Below are 21191 nucleotides of genomic sequence, written 5' to 3'. Positions count from 1 at the left end.
TCTATGCCCAATTCCGCCAGAACATCGTCCCGGTACATCAAGTGCTGCGCGTTCACCATCATGGCTATCGCCATGGTTTTGCCATCCACTTTGATCAGCTGGTTTGGCAGCAAGTCCTGGCCGTATTTCTCAACCAGATCATCCAGCGGCCGGATCGTTCCCGCGTTCAGCAAAGGCACCAGAGTGGCGTTCGATACGCCGCCGATCTGGTAAAGTGCTGGGTCAGCCGCAAAAGCTTCGGGTTGTTTTTCGCGGAATTCCTGGTCCAGCGAGGCGCTGAAATTACCACACTCTGCCATCGCATCTGTGACGGCTTTCCACGCTTCAAAGCCAGCCGAAAGCGATTTCAACGGCACTTCGTTTTCAAAGGCGCAATCGGCCCATGCACCACCAGCGGCGATGGACACAGCACCTGCCAATAGGATCGTCTTGATTTTCATGCGTTTCTCCCTGTCAGGATCGGTCCGTCGTCGACGTCCGGACCGGTGTTTTGCCCGTGAGGACAGTTTATGGGGCTAGTCCCCGATCCGCGCACCGCTTCCAGCTTTGAAGAGGTGACAGATTTCTGTCGGCACCGAGAAAGAGACTGTTTCGCCAATCTCGGCGCGAAATGCTTTGTCAGCCTTGACTGAAACCAGCGCGCCGCCAACACGCACCGAGATCATGGTCGCATCGCCCAGTAACTCCAGTGTATAGATTGGAGCCGTGATCTGACCTTGACTATCGGCAAGGCTTGCATCTTCGGCGCGAAATCCGAGCGTCAGCGGTCCGTCCGGAGCATTTACCGGAATTTCGACATGTTCGGTACGGAACACACTGCCGCTTACCTCGCCCTCCATCAGGTTCATCGCAGGCGACCCGATGAAGCTGGCCACAAAAGTGTTTGCAGGGCGGTCGTAAATCTCGGTCGGGCTTCCGACCTGTTGCACCACCCCCTGCTTCATGACTACTACGCGATCAGCAAGGGTCATGGCCTCGATTTGATCATGGGTCACGTAGATCGTTGTCACTGCCAGTTCGTGGCTGAGATTTTTGATTTGCGCCCGGGTAGATACCCTTAACTTGGCGTCCAGGTTGGACAACGGCTCATCCATCAGGAACACGTTAGGTTCGCGGACAATTGCGCGGGCCAGTGCCACACGCTGCCGCTGACCACCCGACAACTCCGCAGGCTTGCGGTGGAGGAAGTCGTCTAACTCGACCATAGCGCTGGCGCGGCGCACCTTTTCATCGTGGGTCGAAGGGTCGATACCGCGAACCTTCAACGGGAAGCGGATGTTTTCATAAACGTTCATGTTTGGGTAAAGAGCGTAACTCTGAAACACCATCGCTACGTCTCTGTCCTTGGGTTCCAGATCGTTAACTACATTGCCGTCAATCATGATGTCGCCTTCGGTCACATCTTCCAAGCCGGCTATCATCCGCATGGTAGTAGTCTTGCCGCAACCGGAGGGACCCAGAAGAACCAGAAACTCTCTATCCGCAATTGTCAGGTCGAAATTGTGGACCCCGATAAAAGAGCCCCAGCGTTTACCGACATTGCGCAGTTGAATTTCTGCCATAGTGCCTACTCCCGGGAAGGATTCGTTTTGCATACGTTTGCAAAACTGTAATATTGCCTCATCATTTCTGGCAAGACATTTTTGCATACGTATGCAAGAATGTTGTTTGTGGCCGACTCAATTCGATCGCCCGCCGCTCGTAAAGCGCTGATTAAAATGGTAAATACTGTGAGTTTTCAATCGGAAAAAAAACTGGTTTCGGCGTTTCACGCCGCCTTGGACTCTGCCAAAGAGCAGGAAGTTCAATTTGTAATGTCACAATTCTGCGCTTCTGATTTGGTGTGGCATGGCTTTCAGCCATTCAACCAAATCAACGGGGTGGAACAGGTGGCTCTGCAATTCTGGCAGCCGCTCAAAAGCAGTATTACTAATCTCCAGAACCGCATAGATATCATGTTCGCCGGACAAAACTCGCTGAGCGATGATGCTGACATCTGGGTCGTGTCCATGGGGAATTTAATGGGGCTGTTCGACCAACCGTGGTTGGATATTCGTCCAACAGGCAAATTGGCATTCCTGCGCTATTGCGCATTCTACAAAATAGTCGAACAACGGATCGTTGAGACGGCGATGTACTTCGATATACCACACCTGATGGTGCAAGCAGGGCAAAACCCGTTTCCCCCTCAGACCGCAGCGCATTTGCTGCAACCCGGCCCGAGAACCCACGACGGCTTGTTATTTAGTGAGCAACCCGTTGAAGAGGGCAAGAAGACCATGGCAGTAATAAATGCGATGATCGCAGATCTGGGTCAGTGGGACAGTGGGTTTTCGCTTGAAGACGAGTTAGCCCGAAGCTGGCATGATGACATGATCTGGTGGGGGCCAGAAGGAATTGGCGCGACTTACACGATTGAACGCTATTCCAAGCAACATTCCGGGCCTTTTCGCGCCTCTTTCAAAGACCGGACAAAGACAAAACATGTCTGCCGCCTTGCCGAGGGTCACTATGGCGGCTTTTTCGGGTGGCCTAACTTCACGGCCGTTCCCACCGGTGGGTTCATGGGTATGCCAGCGACGGGTAAAGCCAGTGAATTCAGAGTGATCGACATCTATCGTCGCGCCGGTGACAAACTTGCCGAAAATTGGATTTTCATAGATCTTCTACACTTCTGGAAGGGGCAAGGCGTCGATATTCTGGCACGCACCACTGGGATCGAAACGCCATGCGGATAGATGCACATCACCACTTATGGGATTTGTCTGCAGTGAATTATCCTTGGCTAATGGAGAAAGGTGTCATTCGCTTTTTTGGCGACCCCTCTTCGATCCAGCGGGACTACTTGCTGCCGGAATTCCGGGTTGACGCCGAAGCTCAAGGCGTCGCGGCATCGGTGCATATCCAAGTCGGCGCGGCCGATCCATGGGCCGAAGCTCAATGGGTGCAGTCCATAGCCGAACAGTTCCAGGATTGGCCGTTAGTTCAAGTTGCGTATTGCGATTTGACCGCTGATGATTTGGAGGAACAACTCGATCGTCTTCAAACCTTATCGTCGGTACGCGGCGTTCGCCAGATTATCGGTCGCGCTCCGGGTGAAGATGCAAAAACAGGTACGAACGCGCTGCTCCACAATCCAAAGTTTTTGTCCGGCCTTAGACAATTGGGTTCACGCGGTCTTTCATTTGACCTTCAATTGTTGCCTGAACTCATGGATCAAACGGCGCACGTTCTTGCGAATGCTCCTGATACTCAGGTCGCGCTTTGCCATGCCGGATCCCCATATGACCGGACATCATCTGGGCTTCTTAAGTGGGCCGAAGCTTTGAAATCTTTGTCTGACTTGCCGCAGGTCTACTGCAAGCTTTCTGGCCTCGGAATGTTCGACCAAAACTGGAACGCCAAAAGTGTTTCGCCAATCTTTTCAGCTTGCTTATCGCAGTTCGGCGCCGATCGCTGCATGTTTGGATCGAATTTTCCTGTCGATAGCATCAGTTCCACTTATGAAGAAGTTGTTTCAAGGCATTTTGAACTGACCCCAAGCTCTTTACAGGACGATGTTTTCCGAAATACTTCGAAGCGCTTTTATCGCATCTAATGGCGAAACATTGCTTGAAGGTATTTTCAAATGTCAAAATTGCCATCTCGGTGAGTGTAGGTGATCTGCCGTTCTTATGCTTCGCTATCTGAAATACAGCGCCGCGCTGGGTTCGATATTGCTTCATTCCTATGCCCGGTTGCAGGTCTGGGGTGTCGTTAGATTTTGACCTAAGCCGAGGGTCTAGCGCGCTTGCAATATTGCGGTCTCGGTGAGGGCGCGGATCTCATCCACGCTGGCTGTTCGGGGATTTGTCGCTGCCGCGCTGTCCATTTGTGCTTTTCCCGCAATGCGCTGGGAACAATCCAAGGGAACGTTAATAGCACTCAGAGACTTTGGTATTCCAATGTCATCCAATATGCGTTCAACCTCAGCTATGAAGGCTTCTATGGAGTGGTCGTTAAGCCCCATCGCATATGCCATCCTTTTCACTTTTGGTTCCATGCCGGGGAGATTAAACCGCAACACGACTGGCAGGATGATCGCATTTGTCAGCCCATGTTGAGTGTTAAATTCTGCCCCAACCATGTGCGAAATGGCATGGACAAGGCCGAGACCTTTTAAAAACGAAATCCCGGCCAGGCATGAACCCATGAGCATTCCTCCACGGGCGGCCATGTTCTCGGGTTCACGTACGGCAATCGGAAGCCAGGCGGACACAAGCGCCAAACCCTCCAATGCAAGTCCATCGCACAGTGGATGGAACCCGGGGACCAGATAAGCCTCTATCGCATGTGTCATCGCGTCTGCGCCCGTCCAAGCCGTCAAATCTGGTGGAAGGCTGATTGTCAATTCTGGATCCAGAAGTGCAAGAGACGGTTTTAAGTCTGGGTGCCAGACGCAGAACTTCATACCTTTTTTGACATGCGTGACCATTGCGGTGCTTTCGGTCTCGGCACCAGTCCCTGCCGTTGTCGGAACGGTTATTAGGGTCGGGAAGGGCTTGCTTGATGCAATCTCGGGAACAGGTTGTTCAAACTCGAAAGCCCAAAGATCAATCTCGTTGTTTGCAGTCAGGCATATGGACTTTCCGCCGTCCATTGCGCTGCCGCCTCCAATCGCAATAATCGCGTCGTGACCGCCGTTCCTGAACAAATCACGACCAGCACCGATTTCGTCATCGCGTGGGTTAGGCGAAATGTCGAAGAACACATCCGAAGATATGCCGGAGTCAGTCAGTGAGCCTTGTAACTTAGAAAGAAAGGGTAAGGTCTGGCTTCCGCGATCGGTGACAATCAACGGCCTTGCGACACCAAGCGCGACGCACCTTTCGCCAATCTCCGCTAAGCGACCCGGGCCGTAGGCGATCGGCACGGGAAAGGTCCAGTCCTGAGGTTGTAGGATTTCAGCGTCTTTCTGAATTTGCATCGCATTATCTTTCAATATGATAGGTCCGCGGGCAAATGGTCCTTGGTGTTCCAAATCGGACCGACACGCGGCTTTTTAGAACACCTTAACAAAATTCCTGCACGAGAAATTTATGAATTCCGAAGGCACCCATAACTGTGGGCCTTGCCGATAACAGCGGCGATCCAAGGTCGCGTGTTACCTTCAACGCTTGCGGTAACAAGCGAAACAGGCAAGATAACTTCTCATCTGCAATGATGTGCGAAAAAGAACGATTTGAATATGATCTTGGAAAGTAAAATTACTTGCCCAAAGTGCGGCCACTCGGCAGTCGAAGCAATGCCGACAAATGCGTGTCAGTGGTTTTACGAGTGTAAGTCTTGCAAGACTATTTTGAAGCCATTGACCGGAGACTGCTGTGTTTACTGTTCCTATGGAACTGTTGCTTGTCCACCTATCCAAGAGGGTAAAAGTTGCTGCGGATGATGCAGTTGTGGGCAATAGAATTCGTGGATCAAACCTTTGGCTGAAAGATCAACCAACTTACCCGGTTTCTCTTTGATGTCACAAACCAGTCAGAGCCTTTGGGACAGAAGAACCCATCTTCTTTGCTTACTATCAGGATTGCTAAGCACACTTGTTCCGCAATCCAAGCCAGCTCTGACTGATTTATGTCCCTTCAAACTGAGCAAGTTTCGCGGATTAGGGTATTTTCCAACCCAAGTTTATCCAATTGATCTGTTATCTTGTCCCTCAAGGACTTAGCTGCGATCTCAAATGCCTGTTTGTCGGCCCAAGTATTCTCTGGGTGAAGAAATCGTGCTGCCTCGTCTGGACCATTCGACGGAATTCGAGTGGTCCAGACGCTGCCATTGACAAAAGGACCATCTGACAGCGTGCCGTCCATGGCGGCCTGCAACAATGCCCGTGTCGCCGCGATAGGCATCCAGTGCCCAGTATCGGCTCCACCACCGGTCCAGCCCGTGTTTATCAGCCATGCGCGCGCCCCGCTTTTCTTCAGCCGAGATGCGAACATATCGGCATATACTTCCGGCTTACGGGTAAGAAATGGCGCTCCGAAGCAGGTCAAAATGTAGGAGTGGGGCGCGCGTAACTCCTAAGCGGCACAGTAATCTTGTCGCGCCGTCAACTCCGTTTTTACAGGGCGCGGAGCCAATAAAAGCTCCTTGGGATTGTTCGAATTTTGCAACTCCATAAAGGTAAATTTGGGATTGGCTGCAACCATATCGTCCTCGTGGGAGACAAGATTACCTAACGTGGACCTCTTGCCAGATGGCTGCGCAAGCCATTGATGCTGAGATTTGAAAAGTCTGCGATCCGCTGCTCGTTGACAGTATGTGGTCACCGAGAGCTTTAAGACAGAGCTTGTACGGTTTGAAGCTGGCGAACGCAGAAATTCGCGTCACGCCAGCTTGGTCATTCGTCGAATGTTGTGCTGTAAATTGGACTTGTTTATCAGAAGTTGCTCGAGCAACATTGATGAATGTCCTGAGCCGTTGGGGAGGTTGGCATAGCACAGTTACGTGAAATTGGAACGACAGGAGTAAAAATTCCTCGCATAGGGTTTGGGTCGACCGGCCTGGGAAGTATTCCCGAAATATACGGCTACGAAGTCGATGAAGATCGCGCGATTGATACAATTCGGGCAATACTTTCTGTACCCAATGCATTTCTGGACACATCGCGATGCTATGCCATGGGGCGCAGTGAGGAGCGTATCGGAAAAGTCATTCGCGAACTTGGTGGGTGGCCGGATGGTCGAGTTCTTTCCACCAAATTGGATAGGAATATGGAAACAGGTGCTTTCGATGCATCTCAAGCTCGGAGATCATTCGAGGAGAGTCTGGAGGCGCTGGGTGTCAAACGCGTTGATATTCTTCACATTCACGATATCGAGTATTCCAACGATCTATCCGAGGTTACGGCAAGCGGCGGCGCTATCGACGAGTTATTCCGTATCAAAGAGGAAGGCCTGGCAACAGCTGTTGGGATCGCTGCGGGGCGGATCGATGTCATGATGCCAATTTTGAAGGACAGGGATTTCGACGTTGTCTTAACACACAATAGGCACACTCTCGTAAACGATAACGCGGAACCATTGATCAAACTCGCAAGATCCCGGGGTGTTTCAGTCATAAATGCCGCACCTTTCTCTGGCGGCGCTTTGGCACGGGGGAGTGCGCTGCATCGGTTTTACGTTTATCGACCGGCGAATGACGAAATTCTTGAACCAATTCGCGCGGTTGAAGAGATTTGTGCGCGCCATGATATTCCAGCCGGCGCAGTGGCCCTGCAATATTCCTTGCAAGACGAAGATATTGCCTCGACCGTTTGCGGAGTCACGTGGCCTCAGCACGTTCAACAGGCAATGGAATGGGCGGAATGGCCAATCCCCGCAGCTGTTTGGGAAGAACTGGCAGAGCTCAACCAATCTTCGGCGGATCCGGAAGCTTAGAACGAGATTCATCTGGGGCCGCTTTTTGAACAAAGCCACCTCTCAGTTAATTTCAAGCTCGGACAATTATTCGACACGCCGAGGTAATCCGGCCACTGACCGAAAGGAAATTTACGATGTTGAGGAAATGCTTATTGGTATTTGCCGTACTCCCCATGCCGGCTCTTTCAGATATCTCTGACGAGGCGAACGCTTGTATTGATGAGTTAATATCCCGCTTCGGGAATGTCGGTGGAGAGGTTCTTGGTCAAGAATTCAGCGAAGCCGCTATTATGGTGCGGCTTCGCGATGGAAATGGTTTTGAATACGAATGCATCGTTTGGTCTGGGCCCGAAGTTGCTGATCTGCGGCGCGTTGATGAAAACGCCGAAAAGGGCGACGATGGAGAAGGCGCGATGGACGGAGCGCCTGCGTCAGCGCTGACAGTATCTGGGGATCAGGTTGTAAAGTTCGACGCAGGCACAAGCGGCACCACCATAAGTGCGACACTACAAGCGGGTACCACGGTTCGCTACGTCCTGGGCGCAAGCGATGGTCAATTTCTGAACGTAAACGTCGGATCACGCGGCGGAGCTTTGGACTACAAAATATTAAATCCCGACGGCTCTTTGCTGTTAGACCTGATTTCTTCGGACACTCCATATCAAGGCCAGCTATGGCAATCGGGCGAGCACGTAATTGAGGTTGTTAACGAGAGTTCTCAACCGGTTACCTTTGATATCGGGATCGGCATCAACTAGCGCGGATTGATTGTGTTTCTGCTCTAGCCATAGCGACATCTGCCGAGTTTGTTGGAACTTGTCAGATTAAACTTCCGAGAGAGCTCACACCGTAGATTATATGTCTATCAGTTTGGCTATATGCGGCTATCCGATGTGGGTCAAAGAACTCTACGGGTTTGCGGACCATGTTCCGGAAACCGAGGAATACAGGGTGAAAAGCTTCGTCTATCGAGCACGGCAACCTTTCGTGCCCGAGAAGATTATGGCCGTACTCAACGGTGGATTGCCCGGCGTGATCCGGTCCAAGGGGCATTTCTGGATTGCCACCCGCCCAGATTGGGTAGCGGAATTTTCACTTGCCGGCGCTCTGTCCTCGGTCAAACCGCTTGGCACTTGGTGGGCCACTGTTCCAGAGGATCGACGCCCTGATCACGAAAGCGCACGGGCGTACATGCTAGCACATTGGCAAGAACCCTGGGGTGACCGGCGCCAGGAAATCGTGTTTATCGGGACCGGTATCGATTGGCCCGCGTTGAAAGCCCGGCTGGACGCGGCATTGCTTCCTGCGCTTGTTGCGGGTCGACCAGATGACTTACCGGACCTGCCCGATCCCTTTCCAATGTGGCGTCGCGCCGAGGTGGCAGCATGATTTATGCTCGAGAAGCCGTTAAGGACGCGGCAATCGGAGTTGGAGTCGCAGAAACGCCAGAGGGTCTGACAACGATTCATCATCCAGGTTGTGCCGCTGTGCTTTGGCGTCGAAAGCCTTTGAACCGCTTTCAATCTTGGATTGACGGCTTGCCATCAGAATACCTGCCCCAAGCACGATTGATTCTGCGCCCGAAAGCGGTTCGGCAGGCAGTTTCTGAGATATGCGAAGCAGCGGAAACTCCAAAGGGAACCGAATGTGATCGCCTGATTGAGGATGTGGCTGCACTATCGGACATCTTCGCAAATGTAATGGTTAAGGAATGGCTGCGCCTACGCTTAGATGTCGTAACCACGAACGCCTGTCGCAGGTTTCACATTGATGCCGTAACTGCGCGTCTCGTTTATACATACCGCGGGACGGGCACACAATATGGTGTCTCCAGCAACGGAGCAGATCCGAGTCGCGTCTTCACTGTTCCTACTGCCACTCCAATTCTGTTGCGCGGAACGCGCTGGCCTGAGCAGCCGAAGTCAGGACTTTTGCACCGTTCGCCACCGATTGAAGGTTCCGGAGAAACCCGGCTTGTGCTTGTCCTGGACCCGGTCGTCGGGCCCAACAGCAAATTCGAACAAGTGTTGATTGATTAACCCAGCAAAGCACTGCAAATCGCCAAGAAGTATGGCCGCGGTTGATATTAGGAAGGCACCGTTACTCGCACTAGTTAAACAACTGATCAGCTTGTCCGCACAGCAGTCGTTGGGAGCACGTCCAGCAAACATCCTCTTGAGGTCCAAATCGCGCATCAAATTTGGAGGTGAGCTACGATCATTGGCGCAGCCAAAATTCAAGAGATTTGGCCTCTATCAGCATACCATGCTAGCGTCCTTGAAAAGGATTGTTCAAAGTACGCTGGATACAAGAGGTGCACTATGACTGCCACGTTATACGATCGACTGGGTGGAACGGACGGTATACGACGAATAGCCGACGTTCTGGTCGACAATCACTCCAGAAACCCGGTTGTCGCAGCGCGATTTGCAGGAACCGATATGGTACATCTCAAACAAATGGCAGGAGACTTCTTCATAGCTGGTTCTGGCGGACCTGAGATTTATTCAGGAAAAGACATGATCACGGCGCATCAACATATGAACATTAGCGGAGATGAGTTTGTCGCGGTTCTAGACGACGCTATGAACGCCCTGAAAGAAAACAATGTTGGTCAGCGGGAACAAGAAGAGGTTTTGTATATTCTGTATAGCCTCAAGGACCAAGTTGTCGGAATCTGAGCTTTGGGAAAACCGATAAGTTTTGGCGAAAATAGAATCTTAACATTGCCTTCTCTTTTTACGAATCTTGCGTTCGCCAATACTGAATGATCGACTGCGCTGGGCTTGTTTCTAAAGCGCGTTGAAATTCCTGCTCGCGTTATCAGCAAGTCGGCAAGCAGTTAATGCTAGTCAATGGATCGAATTGAATTCAGCGGATGCATAGATATGCCGCCTGCGACGCAATATGCGCCTACAAACAAGAACTTTTAAAAGAAGTTCTGAACAAAAAAATACATCCAAAGCATTATGCAAATTCCGAAAAACTCATTTGGAAGCATCTCTATAATCGATGGCACCATGGATGGAGGTCACATCGAACTGCTTCTCCTAGTCATCAATCAAAAGACCAGATTCCTTTTCAACAAAGTACCTGTTCTCGACGTACAAGTTTGTAGCTTGATACTTATGCCGAAGTTTGACCCTATCGTGGTCATTCAGCAAACTGTGCGCACTGCTACTTTCAAAGCCAAGTTTTGTCATTGAACGATCAAGTCGCAAGGCCCAGCTACGAAATCGCGCTGATCCGAACGGCAAACAATTTGCGAGGCGTTGAAGGTTAATTGCTCGCGCCGATGCGGATTGCCTTTCTTTTTCTGCAAAGCTGAAGTCATCAGTAGAATCCACACCTAGTTCATCAAGAAAGGACTCAACGATGCTTGGTTTTTCTCTCTCGAACGATTTAACAATGAGGCGGTCAGATTCTATTACAGATTCTAATTTTTGTAGCCTGGCTTTATGATCCAGAGCATCAACACTTTCAGAATCTAGTATTGATTTAGGCCAAGGATTCCCCCCGCGCTTCAAGCCCTCGGTAAAAAGTGAAACTAGCAGATCATCTTGCCGCCGAAGGTATAGAACCCAAGACCGATCGGCATTAACAAATATGCGGCGCAAGTCCTGGTACACGAACGAGCCTGTTACGGCCGGTCGCGCAAGCACTTCAGAGGATATTACCACCAGATTGGGTTGATGTTCATCTATCTCGCTCTGAATCGCCTGGACGTGAGCAGTGACTTTATCCGTATTCTTGTCGAAGAGGTCCATTACCAAGGGATGATGAAAAATTAACAAACGACTTCGATCGCTAAGTTCAGGTCCGTTCAAAAAGCTTCTGCCGCCGGTCGGATACAATATTCCTTGTTCTTTCAAAGAGCCTGAGTTTTTCTGCAGGAATGTCTGGATTGAGGTGGTTCCAGTTTTATGCGGGCCGATGTGAAAATAAACATGGCCATCAAATCTAATTTGAGAGGGAGAGCCTGACTTCATAGTAAGATTTTGGTTTCCTATACCAAGTTGGCGTAACCCAAACATATGGCAATTTGCGCATGCAAAGAAGTGTATTCAGTTCGATTACTGCATGCGATTTTGGTTAACGGTGAGCGCTTTACGGTCGAACTGGCAGAAAGTTTTCGTCCACTCAGGTTTCGCATCGAACCTCCGCTGTCATAAGTTGTGAGGCTGCGGTGCAGCCTTTCCTGTTATCAGTTGCGCGCGAAATGCTTGGTTATCCGAAAAGTATGGAACGCGTCGAGAAATTGGTTAAATCCGCGTTGGATGCCTTCGACTGACACGTAAACGGGTCTCGGGACAGCAGAATTCAATAGCTCCTTTTCAAAGGCTGCTCTATTGGAGTCTGTTATGGCGATCACACCCATTATTCAGAAAAAAGAGGTTCTGCCTGAACGGCAAACGGACAGTATGCGTGGCATCGCTTTAATGGCCTTTGGCATGTTTCTGTTCTCTGCCGTCGATACGATGGGAAAGTTCCTTACAGAAACTGTCCACCCCATACAGATCGTGTGGTTCCGCCAACTCGGGTTGTTTCTGGGGGTTGTCGTTTTGATTTCAATTCAGGGCACGGGGGTTTTGTCTTCGAAAAACCCCAAACTTCAAATCGGACGTGGCGCTTTGGCGGCATGTTCTGCAACGCTATTCATTGTTGGTGTCAGCTATGTTCCCCTTGCAGACGCAGTTGCGATTACTTTCGTTGCGCCTTTCATCGTGACGGTAATGGGAGCGCTAATTCTGCGTGAGCAAGTGGGTATCCGCAGATGGTCTGCGGTCGTGATTGGTTTTCTTGGAACTTTGATCGTTATCAGGCCCGGAATGGGTGTTATCCATCCAGCGTCGATTTTATTAATAGTTGCCGCGTCCGCTTTTGCCATGAGACAGGTATTATCGCGAATACTTGCTGGCGAAGACAGAACACGAACTACGGTTGCGTATACAGCCATCGTATCTTGGGGTCTTTTGACCCTTCCATTACCTTTTGTCTGGCAAACACCATCGAGCGGGTTGGATTTGGTTTTGCTGTTGGGCATGGCGGTCCTAGCAGCCGCAGCCGAAGTCCTCGTCATTATGGCGCTGGATGCTGCTCAGGCAGTCGTTGTGGCTCCTGTTCAATACAGCTTGCTCATTTGGGGCACCATTTATGGTTTCTTCGTATTCGGGCAACTGCCAGACTCATGGACCTGGCTGGGCGCAGCGATCATTGTTGCAACAGGTTTGTACACCCTGAACCGTGAAAGGCTTGCTTTGCGAACTCGTAAATAGGTCAATAAGATTTTAGGAATTTCAAAGATCGATCATGGGATGGCCTGTTACATAAGTCGAAAGCGTGATGGGCAATGCGCCTGATTTGCGACGACGCAACTGTATCGCGTCCATTTTTGGAACGCCGAGCGCTGCCGAGCAAAGACTGTCCGTTAGTTTGTTTCAAAAACGAAATGCAGTATAAAAGCTGCAACACCGCTCAGGCGTTTCTCCAAGCTGTTTAAGAGGCTGCGCTTACATCGTTCCAAGGCTCAGCGGTCAACGATTTTTCCCGAACCTCGTGACCAGTGAAAAGCAAATGGCGGCGAAAACCCCCATTAGGATACTGAAGCCCAGATTTGGCAGAAATGAACCACCCATTTCAGTAATCCAGCCTACAAAAAATACGGCCGCAAATACCACAGCTCCATAGATAAGCGATTTATGTTTCACTGGAAGCCCGCCTTGTTAAAGGATTCTTTCAAAACAATTCACCATAAACCATTAGATCATTCGATATAAGCCGTTGTAAAGATTCCGGGTCGGGCATGTGTTGGGTCAGTTCAGAATGCGAGGCATTGTGTAAGCTCGCGACGAATGGATCCTGCAATAAACTCGCGCGGGTTTCTCCAGGATCCGCTGCTTCAATGGTCTGAAAAAAAGAGCATTCTCGAACGAACTAGTCAGCTAACTGCTTTGGGTGGAAAACAATTATTTAAAGGTGGCCCGTTATTTCCAACGGCATTTTTTGAATGTCAGGAGCCTATTTTGGATTTAGACTTACATAATGATTGCCGAACTTACCCTAATCGACTGGATTGGCGTGCTTGGATCGCTTTTGATTGCAGGCGCTTATTTAGCTGTCTCTCGTGGCTGGGTCGATGCGCGCAAGCCGGGGTTCAATCTCCTCAACCTTTCAGGAGCTCTGCTCATTCTTTTGTCGCTCTGGTATCGACCTAATGCGGGTGCAATTTTGATTGAAGTGCTTTGGGTCGGCATTGCGATCACGGCTCTTGTGCGTTGGACCTTTAGACGTTGAAAATGTGATCTATGGGATTGGACTTCCGCAGTGTCCACAGGGCGGTCACCGAAGATTCAATCGCATCTTGAATTGAATCAGCCTCCGAGCGCGTTTTTGTAAATAATGCCATCCTTCATGATAATCAGAAAGTTCGCTTCTGGGTCGACCAACAGATTGATGTCCTCAACCGGATTGCCTTCAACAAGTATCAAATCTGCATATGCTCCCGCTTTAATCACGCCAAGCGGGCCTTGCTGATATGGGTTTCGCGGTCCCGACATCTCCACAAGTTTTGCCGTGTTATATGTGGCCTGTTGCAAGACTTCTGCCCCAGACCACCAACGACCACGGCGCTCGAACTCAAGGTTTTGCATTGCCATCAACTCCGGAGCTCCGAACAGGTCCACACCGAAAGCAATCGGAAGGTCGTACTTTTTGATCAAAGCCACATAGTTTTCGACATTATCGCGCAGTGGCGCTCCCTTTTCGATAGTAGCGGGATCGCCTGCAGCCAACATGTTCTCATCCGGTGTGAAGATCAGAAACTGCGGATTGAGGATGGCCCCGGCGTCGCGTATGGCGCGAATGGTCTCCTCCTCAAAAATCATGTTGCCGTGATCGATGCTTTTTACCCCGCCTTCAAGTGCCCGGATGACAGACTCATCCGTGTAAGCGTGAACGATGACGTATGTGTTCCAGTCCTCAGCAGCTTCCACAGCGGCGCGAATTTCTTCGGGACTGTAGCGGGTTGTATCCAGAGGATCATATGGAGTCGAGTTACCTCCACCCAGGCTGATCTTAACCTGAGTTGCCCCGAGGCGCAGCACCTCGCGAGTGGCCGCCCGTACCTCAGATACTCCGTCGGCAATGAACGACCACTCCCGCTCAAAAACAGTACGATCACTTCGTTGTCTGTGGTGGGTGTCATTGTATAAACGGAAATCGAAGTGGCCGGACGTTTGACCGATCCAGTGTCCTGAACTAAAGATGCGCGGTCCGGGAACGATCCCCTCGTCTATGGCCTGGGCTATGCCGTAGGATGGGCCGCCCGCATCCCGCAACGTCGTAAAGCCCCGCATCAGCATTCGTTCCGCTTCGCGCGTTACCAGAGCGCCCGTGTATGACCAGTGAAGGTTATATGCTAAGGCCAAGGGCGAGGTCGGAAGCATGATGTGCTTGTGACCGTCTATCAGGCCTGGGATCAAAGTCCGTTCTTGACCGTCAATGACTACCGCATTGTTCGGTTCTATTGGATCGGTCGAGACCTTGGCTATCAAATTGCCCTCGACAAGGACGTTGGCGTTCTCAATGACCGCCGCATTTTCACTATCAAAAACGTCGACATTGACAAACAGGGTTCGCGGCTGGCTGTCTTGAGCGGACGCTCCGAAAGCCAGCAAGACTGTAAGCATAGCTGGGAGAAGTGCCAGTACTGAAACTATAGTCATTATTTGAAACCATTCGAATATGTTCGGCCAATCTGCAGCATTACCTGCGGGTTCCCCTGAGACAAACTTGTCACTTGCTATGGTAGCTCTGCTCGAACGCACGTTTCCACTCTCTAAACCTGTCGCGACCTCGACAACGTTCAATTTCTGTAAACGAACTTCCACCAGCCCTCGCAAGTCACTGTGAAGGTTTGCTTAGCGTCCATCGGGGAGTTTTGGCGACCAACACATCGACCTAGAAAACTACACCCTTTTTATGAGAGAGTTCCGTAAACGCCAAAGCGGGCGATGCATCCGGTTGAATCTGGCCACGCTGGCGATCTAAATCGGAATTGGAGACGACAGTGAGTGGTGAAGAGAACAAACCCACCCCGGCACATGTGGAACTAGACCCCGATCACGAAGATGCCATCGTTCGATGGTGTAACCGCATGATCCGTCACGGCGTTAGGGCATTGTCAGTGCTAATGCTCGGCATCATCCTGCTGGCTATTATTGACGCTGGTTTCACAACATTTCAGAAGTTGTTGGAACCACCTGTTTATATCTTAGAGGTCAGCGATCTTCTCGCGGTTTTCAGTGCTGTGCTGGTCGTTCTTATCGCGATAGAGATTTATACAAATATTACTCTCTATTTGACTGCCGACGTCATCCACATCAAGCTTGTTGTCGCGACAGCCTTAATGGCGGTAGCTCGAAAAATCATCACACTTGACGACAAAAATTTGGAGCCCCAATACTTTCTTGGTTACGCAGCGATTGGCCTTGCGTTGGGCGTAACTTACTGGCTGATAGATAGAAAACCGTAAGACGCAAATTGAAATGTGCGCAAAATTTCGCATCGGCGCCTTTGACTTAACGGAATTTAATCACCGGTTTGCGCGCATGGCAACTTGCTGCGCGAGCAAAGCAACCAAGAACGGTGAAGGTCTCGTAAACACTCGATACGAACCTTGGCTGCACGTGGTATGAACGACTGCCGTGTGGACAAAGCCGCTATTCTTCCCGGTCGTTAAATGGTGACTGTTTTATGGGGCATTGAAAGTTATGGCTTCGCTGCTGTTGGTTTAAACGTATTCCCCACGTGGCCCAAAACACAAGATTCTGCACCGCAGCAAAGCTACCATTTCAACATGGGAGGAAACCTAGTTCAACTATGGAAAGGTTTCCAAATGACTGATTACTCTGTCGCAGCCACAAATAATAAACCCAACACTGACCGCCTGATGCGAACCCTTGATGACCTCTTTGTGAAGCTAGGCCAAGGTTTCAACGCGTACTTGATGGTCCAGTCTCGCGCCGCTGAACTTGAAAGGCTAAACAATCTTTCGGACCATGAGTTGGCGGAAATAGAACTCAAACGAGATGACATTCCCAAGTATGTATTCAGGGACATGATCCACATATAGGGAAATACAAGCATGATCTTTCGCCCGCACTCGTCATATTTGTCACCAGGCAGTTGGGTGAGAGGTCAGCACGGTTCGCTGGAAATCCTCTGATAATTCAATCATAATTGATGACTATAACTTTTGTTCGATGTGATAGCGTGAGCCGTGGACGGCAGTTGTGGCTTAGGGCTTTGAACCTTCGATCCCACCGGTGAGGCGGTCGCGTACTGATTGAAAAGCCGACGTGCGGACAGGAATGTGATCAAGCTCAATTAAGAAGAAAGATTGCATTAATTAGGCACCAGTTTTTCAAGTTCTGGTAGCAGTACGACGCTTTCCTGCTCATTCGGATCAGTACGCGCAATAACCGCCACGGCTGGCTCTGCGCCATCGTTGAAAGGTAGATGCGGAGCGCCGGCGGGTATGTAGATTAGGTCCCCTGCATTTGTTTCCATCACGTGCTCCAACTTTTCGCCCCAATACATCTTTGCCGAGCCGGAAATGACATAAATAGCGGTTTCGTGGAATTCGTGTTTATGGGCTTTAGCTCGTCCACCCGGTGGAACTGTTAGTAGGTGCATGCATATTTTATTACTGCCGACGGTTTCCTTTGCGATTCCTTCGAAATAATTAAAGCCTTGTTTGCCAGAATATGTGTCGCCGGGGCGTAGTTTTACACATTTTTGCATAAGCCACTTTCCCATAAAGGTTTCCTCAACTTAGAAACTATAGACGAACTGCTCTCAGAACGAGGAATATTGTTTGGCTGACAGTTTTGGGCTCAACGCAGGCTTCCAATAGATTTTGTCAAATGTCCGCTAAGGAACGGGTACTAGACCTAGCGTTTCGAAACACCAAGGTCTGCTCTGCAGACAAAGTTGCCATTAGTTTACAACGGGTTTGCCAGAGTAGGTCCTGCCCACTTAGAAAAAGTTAATCCAGCTTACAAGAATGGGATGCAGTCAAAAAATGAGCAGAAACGCGGAAGGCGATCAATAACTTTGTGCGGCTGGAAAAGGAAAACGTTGATCGCATTTCAGAGAAACCGAAGCAGGTGCTTTGGCGGGTGCCGGATTCAGTGCATTTAATAACTGACCCGACACCCTTTCCCGTGGGCTATCTCAACGGGCGGGGGCATCACTTGTTGAGGTTGCGTTACCGTCCCACGGGAAATCCGATATAATTCAACGTGTTCAGGCCCCAGTTATTGGCCCTTCGTTTGTTCGGCTTGCTCTCAGACGACAAAGTCTTTTGAATACCTGCCAAATCTATGCGTCATCAGGCTGGTGAACGCTGCACACATTACCCATGGCTACTGGCCGCATGCACGGCATTGGGCAGGGATGACGCCGTGTTTTTAGATTGACCGCACAGTGTTGGGGAATTGCCCAAAATACGTGTTGGTCTAATCACCTGATTAAACTAACTGACCAAAGTCACACTCCAAATGTGACATTTCCCATGCCGCTATCGGCGGCACTGTCAACTTGAACCCGCTTTTAACCGTCCTTCGGTAACGCGGACTTTTTTTCTGGTCCAGTGGCTCTATGTGTTCGGTTACTACCGCAGACAGCCCGTGTTGCCTTGTCCCCTGTAAAATTGGCAGCACGGGTTTTATATGTTCCAGAGCAGTCCATTCAATTGTGGTTCCCTACGCAATGAAAGCGCAGGTGCTTTCGCACCATTCGTCGCCAACCACTCAAGCAACGACGCCCACTGATACTGCAAACTGTTCATGGAAAGATAATCCCGCTGCTGTTCTGGCTTGCAATTTAGATGTGTGGGATTGTTCGGGGTCATTTGCGCAAAGCAAATGTTCAACTGATGATGCCTCGGTCAACGTTGAATATAAAAACCCCACGCCTTCGCTTGGGTGGGACAGGAGGCGTGGGGCTTTTTGAGGGGTGTTGGGTGTGAAACTCAAACACCCTAACACTCAGTCAAAACACAAAACTCATTACAACGTTTCCAGAACAAATTAGCGCTTGTTTAAAATGGGGGAAACGAAATTGGGATTTTGTCGAATTTACTGCGAATTTGGAATCGTCTTAGTGGACAAAACAACAATTTGCGTCTTCAATGTTACCCATAGCGAAACAGTTCCACGTCAGAAATTCAGACACAAACCATAAAACTAGGACTGTCCGAATCTTGATTGGGTTAAACCAAGAACCAAAAGATCGTTGTTTGGCAACCGGGCCTATAGTGTGCCGTAAAAAATGGTTTAGCCGCGGAAATGATATCTACTGGCTGAATCGGTTCGTAGGACCGACTCGAGAATAAAAGGAGAAACACCCATGAATCGTAGATTTGTTCTGAAATCAACCGTTGCAGCGGGCCTGATGGCCCTTGTTGCAGGATGCTCCACCGGAGGGGATGATATCGTCGATGTAGCCTCGTCCAGCGACCAGTTCTCAACACTTGTGGCGGCTGTTTCAGCTGCAGGATTGGTGGAAACATTGCAAGGTGACGGTCCATTTACAGTATTTGCTCCGACCAATGAAGCCTTTGCTGCCCTTCCAGCCGGTACTGTTGATGACCTTTTGAAACCGGAAAACAAGGACCAGCTTGTTTCTGTCCTAACGTATCACGTCGTTCCCGGTAACTTCCCCTCAAGTTCTCTGGCCGGGCAGAAGGGTTCGCTTACAACCGCTCAGGGTGGCTCCTTGACAGCTGATGGAACCGACGGCGTAAAAATTAATGGAGCAAACGTCATTTCTCCTGATATTACAGCTTCCAACGGCGTAATCCACGCAATCGACACGGTACTACTTCCCTAGTTGGTACCGTGCATCGGGCGAAATTGAAGTCCCCCGTTAGTCCGGGGGCCAAATATTGCCAAGAAAAAGATTAAGGCCTTTCGAAGAAGACCAGATCTAAGAATCTGGTACTCGCCGTTTGCGGTCAATAATCGATATTTCGAAGTGATAGCCCTGTCGTTGGATTGGAAGGACCGCACTGCAGTAGACGGTCGCTTTGTTCTAAGAGTAGACCTTGGCGCTTTGAAAACCTAGGTCTGCTATTCACCCTTGAGCGGACATCTGACAAAATTGCGAGGATGAACGCATCGAGCCCAATTTGACCGGTCCTGCAACTTGCCTCCTTGCCCACTCGCACCTTAAGCTTTTCACCGAAACACATTGTTCCCTGGTTTTTATCTGAGCAGTATTTGGAGGTAAGATGCCCAAAAACAGAAAACTCAATACTGCCTTCCTAGTTCGTAGTGAAAGTGATCTGAGGTCGCAATTCTCAGCAACGCAGGAAATTGCTGTCAAAAAGTGTTTAAAACATATCGATGATCACGCTCGGGTGTTTATTGAAAGATCTCCATTTGTTTGCATCGGAACGCAATCACCGGATGGGTCCGCAGACGTAAGTCCCAGAGGTGATCCCCGCGGATTCGTAAAGATATAGGATGACAAGACCCTCTTGATCCCCGACAGACCGGGTAACAATCGGCTAGATACGCTTTCAAATATTCTGACCAATTCCAAAGTTGGCCTGCTATTCTTAGTGCCCGGATTTGATGACACTATGCGGGTAAATGGTCACGCGGAACTCACGCGTGATCCCGACCTGCTTTCCACGATGGCCGTAAATGGACGTGTTCCCCAAATTGCCATCGCGGTGCATGTTGATGAAGTTTTTATTCATTGTGCGAAAGCCCTTCGCCGATCAAACCTTTGGGATCCAAGTCAGCATCAGAATCGTGAGGACGTTCCTTCTTTAATGAAGATCATACTGGATCAAACATCTGTCGCGCCTTCCGATCCCGAGGAGCAACTTAGGTTGGACGAAAATCTGGAGCGAGAGTACCGCCAGACAATGTACTGACCTATATCGGTACGGTACTTGCTGTCCAAAGCAGTTACTTGTTGGACAGCAAACACGGTCCGCTTAGTTCGCAAAGCGGTCACTCGCCTTTGGTCCCAAAAACGAAGCCCAATGTTACGCGGAAATGGCTGTGATCGAGCAGGGTGGAATATGCCTCAGCGAAGCGTGAACTTTTCGCCAGATGGTCCGACGCCTAAGTTGGCCGATACAGGAGCTCGTTTATGAAGAATCGCGACTGCCACCGCGATGCTGATCTGATTCAAGCGCGAATGCGCCCGGCTGGGATTTCAGGTTAAAATGAAGATTGCCGTGGTTGAAACGACTTGCGGTTCCTGTAGCGCAACGAATGGCGGCATCGTCCGTAAATTCAAAAATCCATTGATCTTTGGGTTGGCTTAAAAAGGCTTTTGTTTAGCGGCTCGGTCAGCTAATTTTATGCCCATACAAGATTACAGAACATGCAGGGGTGCGGAACCTTCGGTTCAGTTCAAAGGTAATCAAGATGCAAAAATACTCAGTTCCAGTTTACTACCGCGCAGTCTTGTCAGTTGATTGCATAGCCATCCTTGAAGTCGAAGCTAGCAGCCCAGAAAGGGCTCGCGAGATTGGCTTGGCTGAGGTTCAAAAGAACGACGACTTCGGACTTCCGAACGTAAAGGGGAAGTTTCAAGTCGACACTGATCTAAAGGTCGTCGCATCCGAAACCTTCGACGCGACAGACTGGGGCACAGAAGATGTTGCCGTCGAATTGTCAGACGTTGTTGAATTGGCCGACGCATAGATTAGCCTCGGTAGCCCGCTTTGGTGCGTGATACTGCCTGTTTTGTCATATCCTTTGC

19 protein-coding genes and 3 pseudogenes are annotated in these 21191 nt (G+C 50.1%); 15 read left to right on the top strand and 7 right to left on the bottom strand.

Translation table 11 applies throughout. The features are described from left to right. A pseudogene (locus AC2FNE_RS14070) lies at positions 1-440 on the bottom strand (ABC transporter substrate-binding protein); the annotation flags it as partial. Positions 441-515: 75 nt separating this feature from the next. Further along, the gene (locus AC2FNE_RS14065; RefSeq protein ID WP_170603576.1) at positions 516-1562 is read right to left on the bottom strand and encodes an ABC transporter ATP-binding protein; all 1047 of its coding nucleotides are present in this window, start codon (positions 1560-1562) and stop codon (positions 516-518) included. 168 nt (positions 1563-1730) lie between these two features. On the opposite strand from AC2FNE_RS14065, the gene AC2FNE_RS14060 reads away from it, so the two are divergent. Next, positions 1731-2738 carry an ester cyclase gene (locus tag AC2FNE_RS14060; protein ID WP_496805621.1) on the top strand — a complete coding sequence of 336 codons (1008 nt, stop codon included), beginning with the start codon at positions 1731-1733 and terminating at the stop codon, positions 2736-2738. After that, complete coding sequence (locus AC2FNE_RS14055) at positions 2729-3598, top strand: amidohydrolase family protein (RefSeq protein ID WP_496805620.1); 870 nt, start codon at positions 2729-2731, stop codon at positions 3596-3598. The genes AC2FNE_RS14060 and AC2FNE_RS14055 overlap by 10 nt, the downstream gene beginning before the upstream one ends. Before the next feature lie 183 nt (positions 3599-3781). Here the strand turns inward: AC2FNE_RS14055 and AC2FNE_RS14050 are convergent, their stop codons facing one another. Further along, positions 3782-4966, bottom strand: coding sequence for an iron-containing alcohol dehydrogenase (locus tag AC2FNE_RS14050; protein ID WP_170603582.1), 1185 nt, complete (start codon positions 4964-4966; stop codon positions 3782-3784). A 261-nt stretch (positions 4967-5227) separates the two neighbouring features. Between AC2FNE_RS14050 and AC2FNE_RS14045 the strand changes: the two genes are divergently transcribed. Beyond that, a complete protein-coding gene (locus tag AC2FNE_RS14045) occupies positions 5228-5431 on the top strand; it encodes a GDCCVxC domain-containing (seleno)protein (RefSeq protein WP_254442549.1) in 204 nt (67 codons plus the stop codon). A 193-nt stretch (positions 5432-5624) separates the two neighbouring features. On the opposite strand, the gene AC2FNE_RS14040 is transcribed toward AC2FNE_RS14045, so the two are convergent. Then, positions 5625-6038, bottom strand: a complete 414-nt coding sequence (locus AC2FNE_RS14040) for a phosphoenolpyruvate carboxykinase (ATP) (protein ID WP_496805624.1) — start codon at positions 6036-6038, stop codon at positions 5625-5627. Positions 6039-6476: 438 nt separating this feature from the next. On the opposite strand from AC2FNE_RS14040, the gene AC2FNE_RS14035 reads away from it, so the two are divergent. From AC2FNE_RS14035 to AC2FNE_RS14015, 5 genes and pseudogenes are all read left to right on the top strand, one after another. Further along, complete coding sequence (locus tag AC2FNE_RS14035) at positions 6477-7421, top strand: aldo/keto reductase (protein ID WP_496805623.1); 945 nt, start codon at positions 6477-6479, stop codon at positions 7419-7421. Between the two features lie 116 nt (positions 7422-7537). After that, positions 7538-8161, top strand: coding sequence for a hypothetical protein (locus AC2FNE_RS14030; protein ID WP_496805619.1), 624 nt, complete (start codon positions 7538-7540; stop codon positions 8159-8161). A gap of 127 nt (positions 8162-8288) precedes the next feature. After that, positions 8289-8792: pseudogene (locus AC2FNE_RS14025) on the top strand (GTP-binding protein); the annotation flags it as partial. Next, the gene (locus tag AC2FNE_RS14020; RefSeq protein ID WP_496805618.1) at positions 8789-9442 is read left to right on the top strand and encodes a DUF1826 domain-containing protein; all 654 of its coding nucleotides are present in this window, start codon (positions 8789-8791) and stop codon (positions 9440-9442) included. The pseudogene AC2FNE_RS14025 and the gene AC2FNE_RS14020, both read left to right, overlap by 4 nt. Before the next feature lie 282 nt (positions 9443-9724). Continuing rightward, complete coding sequence (locus AC2FNE_RS14015) at positions 9725-10084, top strand: group I truncated hemoglobin (protein ID WP_170477352.1); 360 nt, start codon at positions 9725-9727, stop codon at positions 10082-10084. A gap of 369 nt (positions 10085-10453) precedes the next feature. On the opposite strand, the gene AC2FNE_RS14010 is transcribed toward AC2FNE_RS14015, so the two are convergent. Continuing rightward, complete coding sequence (locus AC2FNE_RS14010; protein WP_496805617.1) at positions 10454-11392, bottom strand: hypothetical protein; 939 nt, start codon at positions 11390-11392, stop codon at positions 10454-10456. 372 nt (positions 11393-11764) lie between these two features. Here AC2FNE_RS14010 and AC2FNE_RS14005 point away from each other — a divergent pair, with 372 nt between their 5' ends. After that, positions 11765-12679: a DMT family transporter gene (locus AC2FNE_RS14005; protein WP_254442548.1), complete on the top strand. Its 915-nt coding sequence runs from the start codon at positions 11765-11767 to the stop codon at positions 12677-12679. 766 nt (positions 12680-13445) lie between these two features. Next, positions 13446-13697, top strand: a complete 252-nt coding sequence (locus AC2FNE_RS14000) for a CBU_0592 family membrane protein (protein ID WP_170477360.1) — start codon at positions 13446-13448, stop codon at positions 13695-13697. A 77-nt stretch (positions 13698-13774) separates the two neighbouring features. On the opposite strand, the gene AC2FNE_RS13995 is transcribed toward AC2FNE_RS14000, so the two are convergent. Further along, positions 13775-15292: a metal-dependent hydrolase family protein gene (locus tag AC2FNE_RS13995; protein WP_496805616.1), complete on the bottom strand. Its 1518-nt coding sequence runs from the start codon at positions 15290-15292 to the stop codon at positions 13775-13777. Positions 15293-15471: 179 nt separating this feature from the next. Here AC2FNE_RS13995 and AC2FNE_RS13990 point away from each other — a divergent pair, with 179 nt between their 5' ends. After that, positions 15472-15936 carry a phosphate-starvation-inducible PsiE family protein gene (locus AC2FNE_RS13990; protein WP_217362454.1) on the top strand — a complete coding sequence of 155 codons (465 nt, stop codon included), beginning with the start codon at positions 15472-15474 and terminating at the stop codon, positions 15934-15936. A 363-nt stretch (positions 15937-16299) separates the two neighbouring features. Next, positions 16300-16536, top strand: coding sequence for a DUF1127 domain-containing protein (locus AC2FNE_RS13985; RefSeq protein WP_496805615.1), 237 nt, complete (start codon positions 16300-16302; stop codon positions 16534-16536). 272 nt (positions 16537-16808) lie between these two features. Here the strand turns inward: AC2FNE_RS13985 and AC2FNE_RS13980 are convergent, their stop codons facing one another. Continuing rightward, positions 16809-17207: a cupin domain-containing protein gene (locus AC2FNE_RS13980; RefSeq protein WP_170603724.1), complete on the bottom strand. Its 399-nt coding sequence runs from the start codon at positions 17205-17207 to the stop codon at positions 16809-16811. A gap of 1608 nt (positions 17208-18815) precedes the next feature. Here AC2FNE_RS13980 and AC2FNE_RS13975 point away from each other — a divergent pair. The 3 genes and pseudogenes from AC2FNE_RS13975 to AC2FNE_RS13965 all read left to right on the top strand — a co-directional run bounded on the left by AC2FNE_RS13975 (position 18816) and on the right by AC2FNE_RS13965 (position 21133). After that, complete coding sequence (locus AC2FNE_RS13975; RefSeq protein WP_170603598.1) at positions 18816-19298, top strand: fasciclin domain-containing protein; 483 nt, start codon at positions 18816-18818, stop codon at positions 19296-19298. A gap of 646 nt (positions 19299-19944) precedes the next feature. Then, a pseudogene (locus AC2FNE_RS13970) lies at positions 19945-20352 on the top strand (MSMEG_1061 family FMN-dependent PPOX-type flavoprotein); the annotation flags it as partial. A gap of 502 nt (positions 20353-20854) precedes the next feature. Then, complete coding sequence (locus AC2FNE_RS13965; protein ID WP_170477373.1) at positions 20855-21133, top strand: hypothetical protein; 279 nt, start codon at positions 20855-20857, stop codon at positions 21131-21133. Positions 21134-21191: the final 58 nt, after the last annotated feature.

It is taken from the genome of Ruegeria sp. YKSD179 (assembly GCF_059612885.1).
Note: the sequence above shows the minus strand (reverse complement) of the source record. Positions and strands in the feature narration are given on the sequence as shown.